Below are 15,231 nucleotides of genomic sequence, written 5' to 3'. Positions count from 1 at the left end.
GATCACGCCTCAGGACGCGTCGGCGTCCACGGCCGCGTAGGCCACCATCTCGACGAGCATCTCTTCCCGGGCGAAGCCGGAGACGATGATGGCGGCGCGGTTGGGGTAGGGCTCGCGCACGTATTCGGCGTAGACCTTGTTGACCGTGGCCAGGTCCTCGCGGGCGGTGACGTAGATCAGTACCTGGGTCAGGGCCTCCACGCCGGCGCCGGCCTTCTCCAGGGTGTGGGCGAGGTTGTCCAGGGTCTGGCGGGTCTGGGCCTCGATGCCACCCTGGACCACCTGGCCGTCGGCGCCGATGGGGATCTGGGCGGTGAACAGGATGCCGTTACCGACGACGGCCCATTCCAGGGGCGCCTTGGAGGCGAAGAGGTCGGTGCTGACGGGGTGAATCATGTCGGTGGTCTCGTCTCAGTCTCAGGGTCAGTCGTTATCGTTGGTGCCGGCGCCGGCCCCTTCCCGGGAGGCCTCGGTGGCCTCCACCAGCATGCGGGTGGCGAGGTGCTTGAGGCGTTCCCAGACGGCCTCGTCGACCTCGATGCCCTCGGCCAGGGACCGGTGGCGGCAGGCCAGCAGGTCGGATTCGTTGTGGCGTGCCAACACGTCGTAGCGATAGTCCGAGCGCATCGCCGGCAGCAGGTCGACGTGGTTGGCCATCACCAGGGTGATGCCGTCGTTGGGCTCGTTCTCCTCGGGGACTTCCTTGACCGCGTAGACGCGGATCTCGGGGACCGAGCTGTTGGCCTGGAAGCCGACGACCTGCTCGGTCGGCGGATGCTCGGCGTTACGCCAGAAGGCGGTGACGTTCATGCCGCGCCCGGCCAGTCGCGCCAGGTAGCCCATGATCAGCTGGCGGTTGTGACAGTGGCGGATCTTGATCACCGAGAGGCCGCGCGCGCGCGCCTTGGCGAAGCCCAGCTCCAGCGCCAGGGTGGAGCTTCGCAGCACGCTCTGGCCGTGGCCGTCGACCACCGCCAGGTCGCCGTCCTGGTAGAGCACGCTGGGCATCTCGTCGGGGTCGTCCGTGAGCAGGAAGTCCAGGCCGCGGTTGAGGGCGGCGAGACCGCCCAGGCCGAAGCACTGCATCCAGGCGACCATGTCGGCGGCATCGGCCGCGTCGCCTTCTTCGAAGCCCATGCCGATGAACGCCTTACGGCACAGGCCCTGCAGCTCGTTGTAGGACGCCTTCATGATGTCTCTCCTACCTCTTGTCGTGGTGCGTGCATGATCCCCTCGGGCTCCAGGGGGAAGCTCCAGTCATCGACCTCGGCCAGGTCCCGGGGCTCGGCGTTGATCTCCTCGACCAGGGGCGCGCCCTGGAAGAGGGTGATGCGCACCCAGCGGTCGGACTTGGGATCGAAGCGCCCGGCGCCGAAGAACGACAGCTTGGTGCGCAGCAGGTGCATGGGCTTCATGTCGCGATGCCAGAGGTTGGCGCGGATCTCGCCGTAGGGCGTCTCGGCCATGGTCTGGATGCGCCGTACGATGTCCTTGTGGCGGGGATGGGCGATCAAAAACTCCACCACCAGGGCGCGGGGATTGGCCTCGAGGAACTCGGACAGCACCCCGTGGGTGTGATGGACCCGCGGCGCGATGGCCAGCGACAGCTCCTTCTCGGCACCCGGCTCCCGGCCGCGCACGCCGAGCCGCGGCTCCTCCTTCTCGGCGGAGCGGTACCAGAACCAGTAGCGTGACTCGGGCGCCTCGAAGTCCTCGGCCAGGGCCCAGTCGTAGTGGGTCTCGATCAGCTGCTTCAGGCGCACTAGCGGCATGTCCGGGGTCAGTTCGAGACGCTCCTCGATGCCCATCTGGTCCTCCAGCGGATCGACCTGCTCGGGATAGAGCTCGATCAGCAGGGTATTGACCAGCTCCTGGGCCTCCAGCGGCAGGGTGCGCGCGCTCCAGGCCGCCAGCTGCGGCCAGAGGGTCTCCTCCAGCGGCACCTCCTCGAGCCAGGCGATCACCTCCGGCAGCGCCGCGACGACGGCGGCATTGCGCTCGCCCTGCTCGGCGTCCTCGGTGACCGTCTGGTCGAGGTGGCGCATGGCGCGACGGGTCAGCGCGATCAGCCGCTGGCGACGCTCCTCGTCGGGCGTCTGGCCGAGCGCCAGGGCCAGGGCGGTCTCCCGGCAGGTCACCCACTGCTGGATCAGCTGGGGGTGGTTGATCAGGAAGGGCGCCATGCCAAGCCCGGTGGAGTTGCCGATGCCCAGGTAGCGGCGCAGCTCGGTGGCCATGGGCACCGCCTGCTCGGGCGCCTGGCAGCGGGCGATATGCTCCACCTGCTCGATGGAGAAGTGGCGCAGCAGGTAGACCGCCAGCATCTGGGCCGAGAAGGGACGGTGGAAGTCGGGGTTGTCCTGCAGGCGCACGAAGTCGGCGATGCCGAACTTACCGTTGCCGTAGACCGCCGTGGTCCGGTAGAGGTAGCCGACCCGGGTCAGCCAGGCGGGGTCGGGCTGCTGACCGGCGGACAGCGACTCCACGAAGTGGGCGAAGTTGCGCAGGCTGCGATTGGCGCGAGACAGCACCAGCAGCCGTGGGTGCTGGCGGCCGGCCTCCTGCAGCGGCACGTTGGCGGCCATCTGCTCGAGCAGGGCGTCGTCGACGTCGCCCTCGATCACGCCGAAGGTCACGTCCCAGGCCTGGGCGATCACCCGGTCGGAGCGCTGATCGTCGGCCAGCTGCTGGGAGAAGATCACCCCGTGATAGCGGCCCTGGGGCGTCTGCAGACGATAGATGGCGACGCCGTGACCCTGCTCGTCCAGGTCGAAGCGGGCGGTGCTGATCTGCCAGCGCTGGCGCGCCATCTGGCGCACCAGGCTGCGCACGAAGCTCAGGCGGCTGGCCGGCAGGCTGCCCAGCCGTTCGAGGTCCATGGTCTCGCCGGCGGCGCGCAGCGGCACCGTGCCGGCGATCGGGTAGCGGTACTCAAGCATCGTGGGACTCCACTGGGCGGCGGGCGATCAGGCCCTGCTCGCGGGCCATGGCGTAGGCGGCCTGGGGGCCGGTCCACAGCGAGGGCAGCAGCACCAGCGAGACCGGAATGGCGGTGATGACGATGAACTGCTGCAGCACGCTGATCTGGCCGGCGCCCATGTAGAGCAGGATGCCCGCCATGATGGCCATGGCGATGCCCCAGAAGGCGCGAATCAGCGAGCTGGGGCGATCATGGCCGGAGCCCACCACGGCGATGGCGTAGCTCATGGAATCGCCGGTGGTGGCGACGAAGATGGTGGTCAGCACCAGGATGGCCAGGGCCATCAGGGTGCCGCCGGGCAGCGCCTGAGCCACGGTGAGGGTGGCCACGTCGAACTGGAAGTTGTTGAGCGCCTCTGTGAGGTCGATCACCCCGGTCAGCTGGTAGTGGATGCCCGAGCCGCCGAGCAGCGTGAACCAGATGGTGGTGGCGATCGGCGCCAGCACGGCCACGGCCAGGATCATCTGGCGGATGGAGCGTCCGCGCGAGATGCGCGCCACGAAGATCGCCATCAGCGGCCCATAGCCGATGAACCAGGCGAAGAAGAACACCGTCCACCACTGCATCCACCAGTCCGGCGCCGTCTCGGCGGTCATGGTGGCCATCGAGAAGAACGAGGTCAGGTAGGTGCCGAAGCCCTGGGTGAAGGCGTTGGTCAGAAACAGCGTCGGGCCGAAGACGAAGATCACCGCGGCGATGGCCAGCGCCAGGAAGACGTTGAAGCGGCTCAGTATCTGGATGCCCTTGTGGATACCGGTCACCGCGGAGGTGACGTAGACCACAGCGAGTGCCACCAGGATCATCAGCTGGGTGCCATAGCCCTCGGAGATCCCGAACAGCTCATGCAGGCCGAAGCTCACCTGGGTGGCCAGGAAACCGATGGGGCCGACGGTGCCAGCGACCACGGCGATCACGCACAGGGCGTCGATCACGCCGCCGACCGGCCCCTGGATGATCCGCTCGCCGAGAATCGGCGTGAGCAGGGTGCGCGGCTGCAGCGGCTGGCCCTTGTCGTAGTGGGCGTGGGCCAGCACCACCGCGGTCAGCGAGCCGAGCACCGCCCAGGCCAGAAAGCCCCAGTGCATGAACGACTGCGCCAGGGCGCCGGCCACGGCGTCGACCGTGCCGGCCTCGCTGTCGAAGGCCGGCGGCGTGACCACGAAGTGATAGACCGGCTCACCTGCGGCGAAGAACACGCCGCCGCCGGCCAGCAGGGTACACATGATGATCGACAGCCACTTGAAGGTGCTGATCTCCGGCGTGGCGAGGTTGCCGATGCGGGCGTTGGCGGCGGGGGTGAGGGCCACGCCGATGCCGATGAAGAAGGTCAGCAGCAGCAGCAGCTGGAAATAGGAACCGAGGGTGCTGGCGGTCCAGGCGAAGCCGGCGCCGATGACCTCGGCCACCCGGTCGATGTCGTAGAGCGACAGGGCGATGAACAGCAGGATGAAGCCGACGCTGAGCGTAAGGACGACAGGATCGCCCAGGCGGTGCTCGCGCCGCGTCGGCGTAGCGGAGTGGGTGGCGTTGTGTTGTGTCATGTCGTTGGCCTATGCATGGGGGCCCCTGAGGGGCCCTTATTATTGTCCCGAAGCGCGCGGTGATCTCAGGCGGCGGTCTCCTCGGCCCGGGTCGGCGTGGCGGCCCGTTCCAGCAGCTCGACCCAGTTCTGGCCCATGATGCGCGCGATGGATGCCTCGTCGAAGCCGCGCTGGCGCAGTCCCGCGACCAGGTTGGGGAAGTCGCGGCTGTCGCGCAGCCAGGCGAGCGGCCGCGGCCAGCCGGCGTTGCCCTTGCTGCCCTCGCCGTAGTCCATCTCCTTCGACCAGCGACCGTTGCGCATCCACTCCAGCACCGAGGTCGGCTGCGCCTGGCACAGGTCGGTGCCGATGCCGATATGCTCGATGCCCATCAGGTCGGCGGTGCGGGCGATCATGTCGCAGTAGTCCTCGAGGCTGCAGTCCGGCCCGTTCTTCAGGTGGAAGGGGTAGGCGGAGAAGCCCAGCAGGCCGCCGGACTCGGCGATCGCCTCGAGCACCCTGTCCGACTTGTTGCGCTTGGCCGCATGGAAGGAGCTCGGGTTGGCGTGCGAGATGATCACCGGCCGCTCGGAGAGCTCGATGGCCTCCAGGGTCGAGCGCTCGGCGCTGTGCGACATGTCGATGACCATGCCCACCCGGTTCATCTCGCGGATCACCTGGCGACCGAAGCGGGTGATGCCGCTGTCCTCGGCCTCGTAGCAGCCGCAGGCCAGCAGGCTCTGGTTATTGTAGGTCAGCTGCATGATCAGCAGCCCCAGGTCGCGCATCACCGCGACCATGTCGATGTCGTCCTCGATGGGCGAGCAGTTCTGGGCGCCCAGGAAGATCCCCACCTTGCAGGCCTGGCGGGCGCGCTCGATGTCGCCCGCCTCCTTCACCGGCATGATCAGGTCGCCATGAGCCTCGAAGCGGCGATTCCACTCGCCCAGGCGAGTCAGGGTCTCGCGGATGTTCTCGTGATAGACGAGCGTGGCGTGGACGGCATCGACGCCGCCCTCGCGCATCTGCTCGAAGATCTCCCGCGACCAGTTGGAGTACTGCAGGCCGTCGACGATCAGCATCTCTTTTGACATGACGCTCTCCTCAGGCCTCGGCTCAGCCGGCCTTCACATAGCAGGTCTTGACCACGGTGTAGAACTCGCGGGCGTAGCGGCCCTGCTCGCGGGGACCGAAGCTGGAGTTCTTTCGACCGCCGAAGGGCACGTGATAATCGGTGCCGGCGGTGGCCAGGTTGACCATCACGCAGCCGGTCTCGGCGCGGGCCTTGAAGTCGCTGGCAAGCGCGAGGGAGTCGGTGATGATGCCGGCGGTGAGGCCGAAGTGGGTGTCGTTGAGGGTGGCGATGGCCTCCTCGTAGTCGCGGACCTTGATCACGCAGGCGATCGGCCCGAAGACCTCCTCGCGGTTGATGGCCATGTCGTTGGTGGTATCGACGAACAGCGCCGGGGCCATGTAGAAGCCGTCGGTGTCGCGCGTGAGGCGCTCGCCGCCGAAGGCCAGGGTGGCGCCGTCGGCGCGGCCACGCTCGATCCAGGCCAGGTTGGACTCCAGCTGGCGGGCATCCGCGGCGGGGCCGATGTGCACGCCCTCTTCCAGGGCATGGCCGACGCGGACGGTCTCGAGCTTGGCGATGAGCTTCTCGACGAAGGCGTCGTGGACGGCCTCGGTGACGATCAGGCGCGAGGAGGCGGTGCACTTCTGGCCGGTGCCGGAGTAGGCGCCGGCGAAGGCGGCCTCCACGGCCAGGTCCAGGTTGGCGTCATCGGCGACAATCAGGGCGTTCTTGGAGCCCATCTCCAGCTGGCACTTGACCAGGTTGCCGGCGGTGGCGGCGGCCACGCGGCGACCCACCTCCAGCGAGCCGGTGAAGCTCAGGGCGTGGATGTCGGGGCTTGCGATCAGCGCATCGCCGACGCTTGCGCCCGGGCCCATCAGCAGGTTGAAGGTGCCGGCGGGCAGCGCCTGGCGGCTGATGATCTCGGTCAGCGCCCAGGCGCTGGCCGGCACCAGGTTGGCCGGCTTGAAGATCACGGCGTTGCCGAAGGCCAGCGCCGGGGCGATCTTCCACACCGCGGTGGCCATGGGGAAGTTCCAGGGGCTGATGATGCCCACCACGCCCACCGGCTCGCGGCGCGTGTCGACCTCGACGCCCGGGCGCACGGAGTCGACCCGCTCATCGATCTGGCGCAGCACCTCGGCGGCGTAGTAGTGGAAGAACTGCCCGGAGCGGTAGACTTCGCCCACGCCCTCGGCCAGGGCCTTGCCCTCTTCGCGCGCCAGCAGCCGGCCGAGCTCGTCCTTGCGGGCGATCAGCTCGTCGCCGATGGCCATCAGCACGCCGTAACGCTGCTCGAGGCCGCTCTTGCGCCACTCGTTCACGCCGCGCTGCGCCGCGGCGATGGCCACGCCGACCTGGTCGACGCCGGCCTGAGCGTAGTGGCCGATCACGTCGCTGGTGTCGGACGGGTTCACGTTGGCGATGCTGTCCTGGCCTTCGACCCAGCTGCCATCGATGTAGAGGGAATGAACGTGTGACATGGAAACCTCCTTAGTGACGTTGCCGTCATCCTAGGTGAGAGCCCAAGATAAGCATAATCAATAAAAAAGATCCGATGATCAGCTTTTCTTACCACAAGTTCGGGAGGTGGCCATGCTGCCGGAGCTCAAGATTCAACCGCTGCGCTGCGTGCTGGCCATCGTCGACGAGGGGGGCTTCCACGCCGCGGCGCGCCAGCTGCATCGCACCCAGCCGGCGGTGTCCATGGCGGTGCGCGAGCTGGAGCAGCGGCTGGGCGAGTCGCTGTTCGAGAAGGGGGGCAAGGCGGCCCTCACCCCCTTCGGTCGCTACTGCCTGCCGCGCTTCCGCGAGCTGATCACCCAGCACGATCGCCTGAGCCGGGAGCTCTGGGCACAGGTGCAGAAGCAGGCGGGGCACGTCGACATGGCCGCGGTGCCCTCGGTGGCCAGCCGGCTGATGCCGCGGCTGCTCAGCGACTTCATCCTGCGCTATCCCGACCTCAAGGTGAGCCTGCAGGACGGCAGCGCGGACTTCGTCAGGCGCCTGGTGGCCGGCGGCGAGGTCGAGCTGGGCTTTACCAGCCTGTGGCGGGAGGACGACGAGCTCTCCTTCACGCCGCTGATGCGCGACGATGTCGGCGTGGTGTGCCGGGACGATCACCCCCTGGCCGGGCGGGCCGAGCTTGGCTGGGAGGCGCTGCAGGGCCAGGTGCTGATCCGCAACGGCACCTCGCGGCTGCTGGAGGGCACCGAGGCCGAACCGCTGCTGGCCGAGAGCGCCTTCGACATCTCCAACATGATCTCGCTGACCGCCATGCTGGTGGCGGGGATCGGCATCACCACCCTGCCGCGCCTGGCCTTCCCTCAGGAGTACGATCGGCTGCGCTTCATCCCGCTGGTGGATCCGCTGGTGGAGCGCGAGCTGGGCCTGCTGCGCCCCGGACAGCGCAGCCTCTCCCCGGCGGCCCAGGCCATGGAGGCCTTCGTCGTCGAGTCGCTGCGCTCGGAGGCCTTCGCCACCCCCTGAGGCCCGGTCGCCCTGTGCGGCGCCGAGCACATCGCGCTCGCCCCACGCGACCCGGCGGCCTCGTCCCGCTGCCGGTCGGGCGGCCGGGCGCTTGATATATCGGTGTTTGCCGAAATGTGGGTAGCGTCTAGTCTTGAGAGTAAAGGGCCGGCCACGGCCCGGCCGTCCGCGGCCCGCTTCCCACCCGCACAGGACCGAGACCCGCCATGTATACCTCAATCCTTGTCCCGCTCGATGGATCCTCCCATGCCGAGAAGGCGCTCACCGTGGCGGCCCAGCTGGCCCGCGGCGCGGGGGCGACCCTGCATCTGATGACCGTGGCCGAGTTTCCGCCCGACAACATCGGCCTGTTCACCGGCGGCACCGCCGAGCCGTTCTCCGAGGAGGATCGCGAGAAGCTTGCCGCCGGCATGAAGGACGAGGCGCGCAAGGTCATCGATCAGGCCCGCAGTGCGGTCGACCTCGAGGGCATCGAGGTCGAGGAGGTGGTGCGCCAGGGCCGTCCGGCCGAGCGCATCAACGAGGCGGCCGAGACCCTCGGCGTCGATACCATCATCATGGGCAGCCGCGGGGTCAGCGATATGCGCGGCATGGTCTTCGGCAGCGTCTCCCACAAGGTCAGCCATACTGCCGGCTGCACCGTGGTCACCGTGACCTGACGGGCCCGGTTGATCAGGGCCTGTCGATAAGGGCCTTCTTCCAGCGCCTTCCTCCGGGGCCTGCATTTTCTGCGGGCCCGATCCTGTGGCAGTGATCTTCTGCACTGTCGACCCGCCTCCCACGGCGCCTCCGCGTTGGCCGGCAGCAGCCTACTGACCCTGATCGACGATATCGCCACGCTCCTCATGACGTCTCGCTGATCACCAGGGTGGCGGCCAAGAAGACCGCCGACATGCGCGCCTTCGAGGCGCAGCGGATCAAGGGCGCGGTGCGCACCGACTTCATCCTCTCCGCCGAGATCATCGTGATCACCCTGGGGACGGTTGCCGGCGTGGCCCTGGGCATGCAGGTCGCGGGAATCGTCAAGATCGACGACCTGGGGCTCTATCTGAGTCGTCGCGAGGGGCTGTCGAAGTCGATAGGGCGAGCCGGGGTGACTGAGTCGGCGATAAGAGAAGAAAGCGGCGAGTCTGTCGACTCGCGAGACAACGAGGGGTGATGCAGAGAGGCCCGGCCGCATACGGTCGGGCCTCTTTATGCATGATCGGTGCCTTACTCAGGCGTCTCCGGCTGTGCCATCAGGTAGGCGGCCAGCGCCCGATAGGCCGGCAGCGAGGTCGGGTCGGTGGCCGCGTTGGCCGCCACCGGGTGGGAGGCCAGGCGCACGATGACCATCTCGGCGGTGGGGTCGATCCAGATCGTCTGCCCATGCACGCCGCGCGCGGCGAAGGCGCCATGGTCGTCGTGGCTGACCCACCACATGCCGCGATAGCTCCAGCCGTCGAGGGCGGCGTAGCCGGCTTTGGCGAAGGCCGCCTTGCTGCCGCCCTCGCGAAGGCGCGCGATGGCGGCAGCGGGCAGTACCTCCTCGCCGTCCAGGCGCCCCTCGTCGAGGATCAACTGGCCCAGGCGGCCGAGATCGCGCAGCGTAGCGTTGAAGCCGCCGCCGGCGAAGGGCGTGCCGATCGAGTCGACCGTGTAGAAAGCCTCCCGCTCGGTGCCCAGGCGCGACCAGACGTGCTCGGCCAGCCAGTCGGCGACGCTCTGTCCGGTGGCGCGGGCGATGATCCAGCCCAGCGCATCGGAGTTGATGGTGCGATAGCCGAAGGCCTCGCCGTGCTCGCCGGCCTTCTCGACCGTCTCGAGGAAGGCGAAGTAGCTGCGCGGCCCCGTGTAGTCGGAAGGAGGCGGCAGCGGGCTACCGGCGCGGGCATAGGTCCAGACGTCGGCCTCGGGGTCGGCGTAGTCTTCGGAGTAGTCCAGCGCGGTGGTCATATCGAGAACCTGGCGCAGGGTGGCGTCGCCGAAGGCGCTGTCGGCAAGCTCCGGCACCAGCTCGCCGACGAGGGCGCTCTCGTCCAGGGTGCCCTCGGCGACGAGGCTCTCGCCGATCAGTCCGGTGATCGACTTGGTCACCGACATCACGCCGTGCAGGGTGGTCTCGTCCAGGCAGCCGGCGTAGCGCTCGTAGACCACTCGACCGCGATGCAGCACCAGCAGGCCGTCGCTGCGATTGACCTCGAAGGCTTCGCCCCAGGTCATCGGCGCGTCGCCGTCGGTGGGCTGGAAGCTCACCTCCTCGATCGCCGGGTCGAGGGCGTACGGCAGAGGGCGGGCTGCGCCGGTCCCGTTGCGTACCCCAGCCGTGGGCATCAGCTCGCGGAAGTGGCAGACCGTCCAGCGGAGCTTATCACCGGCGAAGTAGTCGTCGTCAGTGAAGCGGATGGTGCGCTCCTCCGGCGGCGGGAAGCCCTGCATCCAGCCGCTGGTCGCATCGGTCGGGGCCTGCTGTGCGAAGGCGGTGCCGGCGAGCAGCAGCGTAGTGGAGAGGGTCGCGGAGAATGCATTGAAGAGTGCCGTGGTCAGGGTGCGTTTCATGGCGTGCCTCGCTGAGCCCACGGCGTTCGCGCCGTTCCGGGCGGTGTCTGTGCCATCAACCATTCGCCGACGCTGCCGAATCCATCCGAGATCTCGTGCGCCGTCGACGGTCTGCGCTCAATCCAGTTCCTGCACCCCGCCGCCGGAGACGGTGAGGATCTGGCCGCTGATCCAGCTCGAGGCCGGCGCGCACAGAAATAGCGCCGCGTTGGCCATGTCCTCTGGCTCGCCGAGGCGCTTGAGCGGGGTGTGGGCCAGCATCCGCTGCTCGATCTCGTCGTTGAGCACCGACTGCAGGGCCTCGGTGCGGGTGGCCCCCGGGGCGATGCCGTTGACCCGGATGTTCTTCGGCCCAAGATCGAAGGCGATGTTGCGCACCAGGTGGCTGGCCGCCGCCTTGGAGGAGCCGTAGGCCGCCATGCGCTGGTTCTTGTTCTCGGCCGACATCGAGGTGATGGCGAGTATTGCCCCGCCGCCGGCCTTCTCCATCTCGGGCGCGGCCAGCTGGGCCAGGCGAAACAGCGAGAAGACGTTCAGGTCATAGGCGCGGCGGAACTCCTCCATGGGCATGTCGAAGGGCTTGGGGCCGCCGCCGCCGGCATTGCTGACCAGCAGCGTCAGTTTGCCGAAGGCGCTCACGGCCTCGTCCACCACCGCGGCGAGGTCTTCCTCCCGGGTGACGTCGCAGGCCGCGCTGGTCGCCCGGCCGCCGTCGGCCTCGATCGCCTCGGCCACCGCGGCGGCCGACGCGGCATCCAGGTCGCTGACCACCACCGCGGCCCCGGCGAGGGCGAAGGTCTCGGCGATAGCTCGACCGATGCCGGCGCCGGCACCGGTGACGAGAGCGACCTGATCCTCCAGGCGGAAACTCTGCGGATCAAACATCGTCGTGACTCCTTTCTCAACGCGTGTAGTCTGAATGCTAGCACGGTCGTGGAGCATCAACCGGATGGAAGGTAAGCGCGGGGCGCGTGTCGCCAACGTGGCAGAGGGGGAAAGGTCGGCGGTAACTGTCGTAACGCAGGAACGCAACGAAAAACGGCCACCGCTCGATTGAGCTAAGTGGCCGTTTTTACTATGTTCTTTGGTCGGAGTAGCAGGATTCGAACCTACGACCTCTGCCTCCCGAAGGCGTTTACCCTGTATTTCAGCAGAAACTTACAGAAACAAGAAGATCTTTTTATTCCTTTAAAAACAGATGGTTGTTAATTTATCGATGTTGGCTGCTTGTTGCTCCTCTGTGCCCGCTTTATCCTCCTGTTGTCACCTATTTGTCACCTAGAAATCGAGGTGCGGTATGAGCACACGGATGAAGCTGACCACCAAGACGGTCGAGCAACTGGCTAAGGCACCACCGGTTGATGATGTATGGGATACGGATCTTCACGGCTTCCATCTCCGGTGCGGCAAGCGTGGGCTGACCTTCCGGCTTCACTATCGCACCAAGACTGGCAAGCGCCGCCTGCTGACGCTTGGCGCCTACGGACCCCTCACGGTGGCTCAGGCGCGCAAGGATGCTACCGAGGCCATGGCCATTGTCGCGCAAGGTGGCGACCCCCGTGCGGTGCTGGAGGAGGCCAAGGCCGAGACTGAGCGCCAGCAGCAGCAGACCCTCCGTGCCTACCTGGATGGCCCCTATGCCGTGACCCAGCGGCGTAAGAAGGACGGTGCTGCCACCTTACGGCGCATCCGCCATGCGTTTGAGGGCTGGCTCGACACGCCGATGAGTGAGATTACCCGTGCCGACGTTGAGCGCTGGCAGGGAGAGCGCGAGGCCAAGGGCGAGGCGTACGGCACTAGCAAGCGCAGCCTCGGTGCGCTCAAGACACTGCTGGCGCATGCCGCCGAGCGCAAGGTGATACCGGCCAATCCCCTGGCGCGTATCAGCCTGCAACGGCCAGCGATGAGCGAGGAAGATATGGCCGGCCAAGCGGCACAGCGCCGCTATCTGGAACGGGAAGAGGTGGATGCACTGTTTGCTGGTTTGGAGGCCTATCAGCAGGCGAAGCGCCAGCAGCGTCGTCGCAGCCGTGCCCACGGCAAGGCATATCTGCCTGACCTGGGTGACACGACCTATGTGGACCACGTCGCGCCTTGGATGCTGACGATGTACTACACCGGTTTTCGGCCGGGCGATCTCAACGGCCTGCGCTGGGAACACGTAAACCTCACGTTCGCCACGATCCGCAAGGTGGTGGAGAAGACCGCCCATCACCACCCAGACCCACAGACTTTCCCGCTATCCAGCGCGGCGGTGAATGTGCTGAAGACTTGGCATCGCGAGCAGGGTAAGCCTGCCACCGGCCTCGTCTTCCCTAGCCCGAAGACCGGCAAGCGCCTGGACCGCACGGCCATGCAGAAGCCGTGGGCGACCGTACGCAAGTTGGCCTGCCTACCTGATGACCTGCTGCTCTACAGCCTGCGTCACAACTTCGCGTCCCAATTGGTCATGGCCGGCGCCGACCTGTTGGCCGTCTCTAGGCTGATGGCCCATTCCGACATCCAGACTACCATCGCGCACTATGCTCACCTGCGGCCCGACCATACGCGAGACATGGTGGAGGCGTTCGCTCAGCATGCGCCCGGATACAGGCTTGACGCCAAGGGCGAGGGGGGGTCACTGATAGCGCTGTAAGAGGGCTGGTGCTGATGGCGTGAGCCCGAACCCCTTAGACTGGTCTAGCAGCGCGCCTTTGAATACATGGCAGCTTGATCGTGCTGGCTGGACATATTTCATGGAGTGAGTGAGAGGTGGCGTAATGGTGAAATTGATTCGCAAGGGTGAGGATCTTCCGAAATGGTTTGATATTAATAACTATGAGTCATGGCGAGGTGTTAGCTATTATGATGCTGTGAAAGCTGTGATGATTAGGGTTCGAATATGGGAGTGGTTTTATGGTGATGAGTCTTCTTTTTATTCAGAAGAAGATGGGCTATATCAATCTCTGATTGAAGACTTGTCTCGACTCTCATGTGATCCGTTTAGGATAGAGGGAAATGGTTTGATGGTGTGTACGGCTCCTTCAGCTAGGGCTGTGGTGCAGATTGGCGATATAGAAGACTACAAAATAGATTTTCGCTTCCCTCATTTGAAATCTCGTTACCTTGCCGCCGCCGAAATAGCTGGTGAGGTCACAGGGAGAAGCGTGGCAGCTAAAGAAGGGAGGTCTGTGAAGGAGTTGACCTTGCTAGATGTTATGGATTGGTTGGATGAAAATAAGGAGATGGTTTCTAGGTTGGAGGAGAGGGTGGATGATCTTTCTGTAAAATATCAATGGAATCATGGCGAGGCTCGAAAAGAGGTTTTTAATAATGTTTTTCTGTCTAGTGATGATGCCTCTTTATTGAAGTTTGATGGAGGGGTGACTATTGAAGCTGAGGTTCAGGCATTGCGTTCTCATTTGCTGGAGAAGCAGGGAGGTAATAGGGCGAGGGCCCGTTCTCGACAGTCAGATGTTGAAAAATTATTTAGGTATAAGGTTGCCGCTTATTATGATTTAAAACTCTGGAGTAGGTTTTCTGGCGTTTCAATAACGGGGAGGTGCATGGCTTCAGCGCTTTTTCCTGATGGGAGGTTTTATGAGAATGATATGCAGCCTTCAAAGACTTTCGGTGGTTTCATTTCAAAGCTTGAGGATGGCTATATAAGCGAGTTGTTTCTGAAGGCTGCGGAAATGTGAGTTATGGGGTTTTGGTGTTTTGTTTTTGCATGATTTTCTTTCTTGAGGGGTTTTTCATGCAGAAATGAATTTTCAATAGCTAATTTTTTTGTGTTGCTGGTGGTGAAGAATTACAGGCATGGCAACTAGGAGAAAACGCTATGCCTTCTAAGAAACATGATCACATCGCTTCTCTGCAAAACGCACTAGCCCAGTACCGGGATGGCTTCGACCCGAGACTGATCGAGTTGACCGAGCAAGCCGTCTTCCCTGGTTTAATCCCCGCCCAGCCAACCACTGCCCGTAAGGCCCGCTGTACAGGCATCCTCCTTGGAAAACCGGCACCGCGCTTCGTCAAGCGTGGTCGGGCGATCCGCTATCGTCTCAAGGACGTGCTCGACTGGCTCGCTGATGCCGACGATTACGGGAGCACCGCTGAGGTGGCCGTGGCAGGGAGGGCTGAGTCATGAGGGTGCCCAAAATCATCCCCCACCTCGTTCGGACTGGCGAGCGACTGCAGGTCCTTGCTGAATACTGGCAGGTCGCGATCCAAAAAGAAGGCACAGCTCTTGGCGGGGGAGGCAGAGGATGACAGGCAACATGAAAAATCCCGGCCGTGGCGACGACCGGGATACTTCCAAAGCACTAGCAAAAATTGACCCTAACACCCATGCAGGAAAAGTCCTAGCGGCTCTGCATGAACAGCCTATGAGTAACATTGAGGTGATGTGGGAGCTCAATATTGCGCATCCGCCGGCAGCCGTGAGAGATCTCCGTCGGGCCGGTATCGGCATCGTTACCCAGGAACACCCCCACCCCACCAAGCCTGGCGAGAAGATCAAACGCTATCACCTCATAAACGAGGGGTGATCATATGGCGAAGAAAGGAAAGAGGGCGGTCTCAATGACCAAGTGCAACACGTGACCCATCAGGTACGGTGTTGCTATGACTCACTGCTATCGCCACCT

Annotated in this window: 15 protein-coding genes; 7 read left to right on the top strand and 8 right to left on the bottom strand. The window is 65.0% G+C overall.

All coding sequences use genetic code 11. From position 1 onward, the window contains the following. Positions 1-9: 9 nt before the first annotated feature. The 6 genes from RSO68_RS15275 to RSO68_RS15250 all read right to left on the bottom strand — a co-directional run bounded on the left by RSO68_RS15275 (position 10) and on the right by RSO68_RS15250 (position 7,059). Positions 10-396, bottom strand: coding sequence for a RidA family protein (locus RSO68_RS15275; protein ID WP_089848169.1), 387 nt, complete (start codon positions 394-396; stop codon positions 10-12). Positions 397-423: 27 nt separating this feature from the next. Next, entirely contained in the window at positions 424-1,191 is a 768-nt protein-coding gene (locus RSO68_RS15270) for a DUF3726 domain-containing protein (protein ID WP_089848167.1), read from the bottom strand. Next, complete coding sequence (locus RSO68_RS15265) at positions 1,188-2,939, bottom strand: hypothetical protein (protein WP_315587211.1); 1,752 nt, start codon at positions 2,937-2,939, stop codon at positions 1,188-1,190. Before RSO68_RS15265 ends, RSO68_RS15270 begins: the two co-directional genes overlap by 4 nt. Continuing rightward, the gene (locus RSO68_RS15260; protein WP_315587210.1) at positions 2,932-4,521 is read right to left on the bottom strand and encodes a BCCT family transporter; all 1,590 of its coding nucleotides are present in this window, start codon (positions 4,519-4,521) and stop codon (positions 2,932-2,934) included. The genes RSO68_RS15265 and RSO68_RS15260 overlap by 8 nt, the downstream gene beginning before the upstream one ends. 65 nt (positions 4,522-4,586) lie before the next feature. Beyond that, on the bottom strand, positions 4,587-5,594 hold the full coding sequence (locus RSO68_RS15255; RefSeq protein WP_315587209.1) for a dipeptidase: 1,008 nt from the start codon (positions 5,592-5,594) through the stop codon (positions 4,587-4,589). 22 nt (positions 5,595-5,616) lie between these two features. Continuing rightward, positions 5,617-7,059, bottom strand: coding sequence for an aldehyde dehydrogenase family protein (locus tag RSO68_RS15250; protein WP_315587208.1), 1,443 nt, complete (start codon positions 7,057-7,059; stop codon positions 5,617-5,619). A 112-nt stretch (positions 7,060-7,171) separates the two neighbouring features. On the opposite strand from RSO68_RS15250, the gene RSO68_RS15245 reads away from it, so the two are divergent. The 3 genes from RSO68_RS15245 (at position 7,172) to RSO68_RS15235 (ending at position 9,224) form a co-directional block, all read left to right on the top strand. After that, positions 7,172-8,065, top strand: a complete 894-nt coding sequence (locus RSO68_RS15245; protein WP_315587207.1) for a LysR family transcriptional regulator — start codon at positions 7,172-7,174, stop codon at positions 8,063-8,065. A 206-nt stretch (positions 8,066-8,271) separates the two neighbouring features. Further along, entirely contained in the window at positions 8,272-8,724 is a 453-nt protein-coding gene (locus RSO68_RS15240) for a universal stress protein (RefSeq protein ID WP_089848157.1), read from the top strand. A gap of 209 nt (positions 8,725-8,933) precedes the next feature. Then, on the top strand, positions 8,934-9,224 hold the full coding sequence (locus RSO68_RS15235; protein ID WP_315587206.1) for a DUF808 family protein: 291 nt from the start codon (positions 8,934-8,936) through the stop codon (positions 9,222-9,224). 53 nt (positions 9,225-9,277) lie between these two features. Here RSO68_RS15235 and RSO68_RS15230 read toward each other — a convergent pair whose 3' ends face one another. Beyond that, on the bottom strand, positions 9,278-10,603 hold the full coding sequence (locus RSO68_RS15230) for a serine hydrolase domain-containing protein (protein WP_315587205.1): 1,326 nt from the start codon (positions 10,601-10,603) through the stop codon (positions 9,278-9,280). 117 nt (positions 10,604-10,720) lie between these two features. Next, a complete protein-coding gene (gene hdhA / locus RSO68_RS15225; protein ID WP_175535044.1) occupies positions 10,721-11,488 on the bottom strand; it encodes a 7-alpha-hydroxysteroid dehydrogenase in 768 nt (255 codons plus the stop codon). A gap of 424 nt (positions 11,489-11,912) precedes the next feature. Here hdhA and RSO68_RS15220 point away from each other — a divergent pair, with 424 nt between their 5' ends. The 4 genes from RSO68_RS15220 (at position 11,913) to RSO68_RS15205 (ending at position 15,132) form a co-directional block, all read left to right on the top strand. Then, positions 11,913-13,238, top strand: a complete 1,326-nt coding sequence (locus RSO68_RS15220) for a site-specific integrase (RefSeq protein WP_315587204.1) — start codon at positions 11,913-11,915, stop codon at positions 13,236-13,238. Positions 13,239-13,362: 124 nt separating this feature from the next. After that, a complete protein-coding gene (locus RSO68_RS15215; RefSeq protein WP_315587203.1) occupies positions 13,363-14,283 on the top strand; it encodes a DUF6387 family protein in 921 nt (306 codons plus the stop codon). Positions 14,284-14,423: 140 nt separating this feature from the next. Beyond that, positions 14,424-14,732, top strand: coding sequence for a hypothetical protein (locus RSO68_RS15210; RefSeq protein ID WP_315587202.1), 309 nt, complete (start codon positions 14,424-14,426; stop codon positions 14,730-14,732). Positions 14,733-14,850: 118 nt separating this feature from the next. Next, a complete protein-coding gene (locus RSO68_RS15205; RefSeq protein WP_315587201.1) occupies positions 14,851-15,132 on the top strand; it encodes a helix-turn-helix domain-containing protein in 282 nt (93 codons plus the stop codon). Positions 15,133-15,231 lie beyond the last annotated feature (99 nt).

The sequence above is a fragment of the Halomonas saccharevitans genome, from assembly GCF_032333995.1.
In the GTDB taxonomy this organism is placed as follows: Bacteria; Pseudomonadota; Gammaproteobacteria; order Pseudomonadales; family Halomonadaceae; genus Halomonas; species Halomonas saccharevitans.
This window is presented reverse-complemented; position numbering and strand designations above follow the sequence as displayed.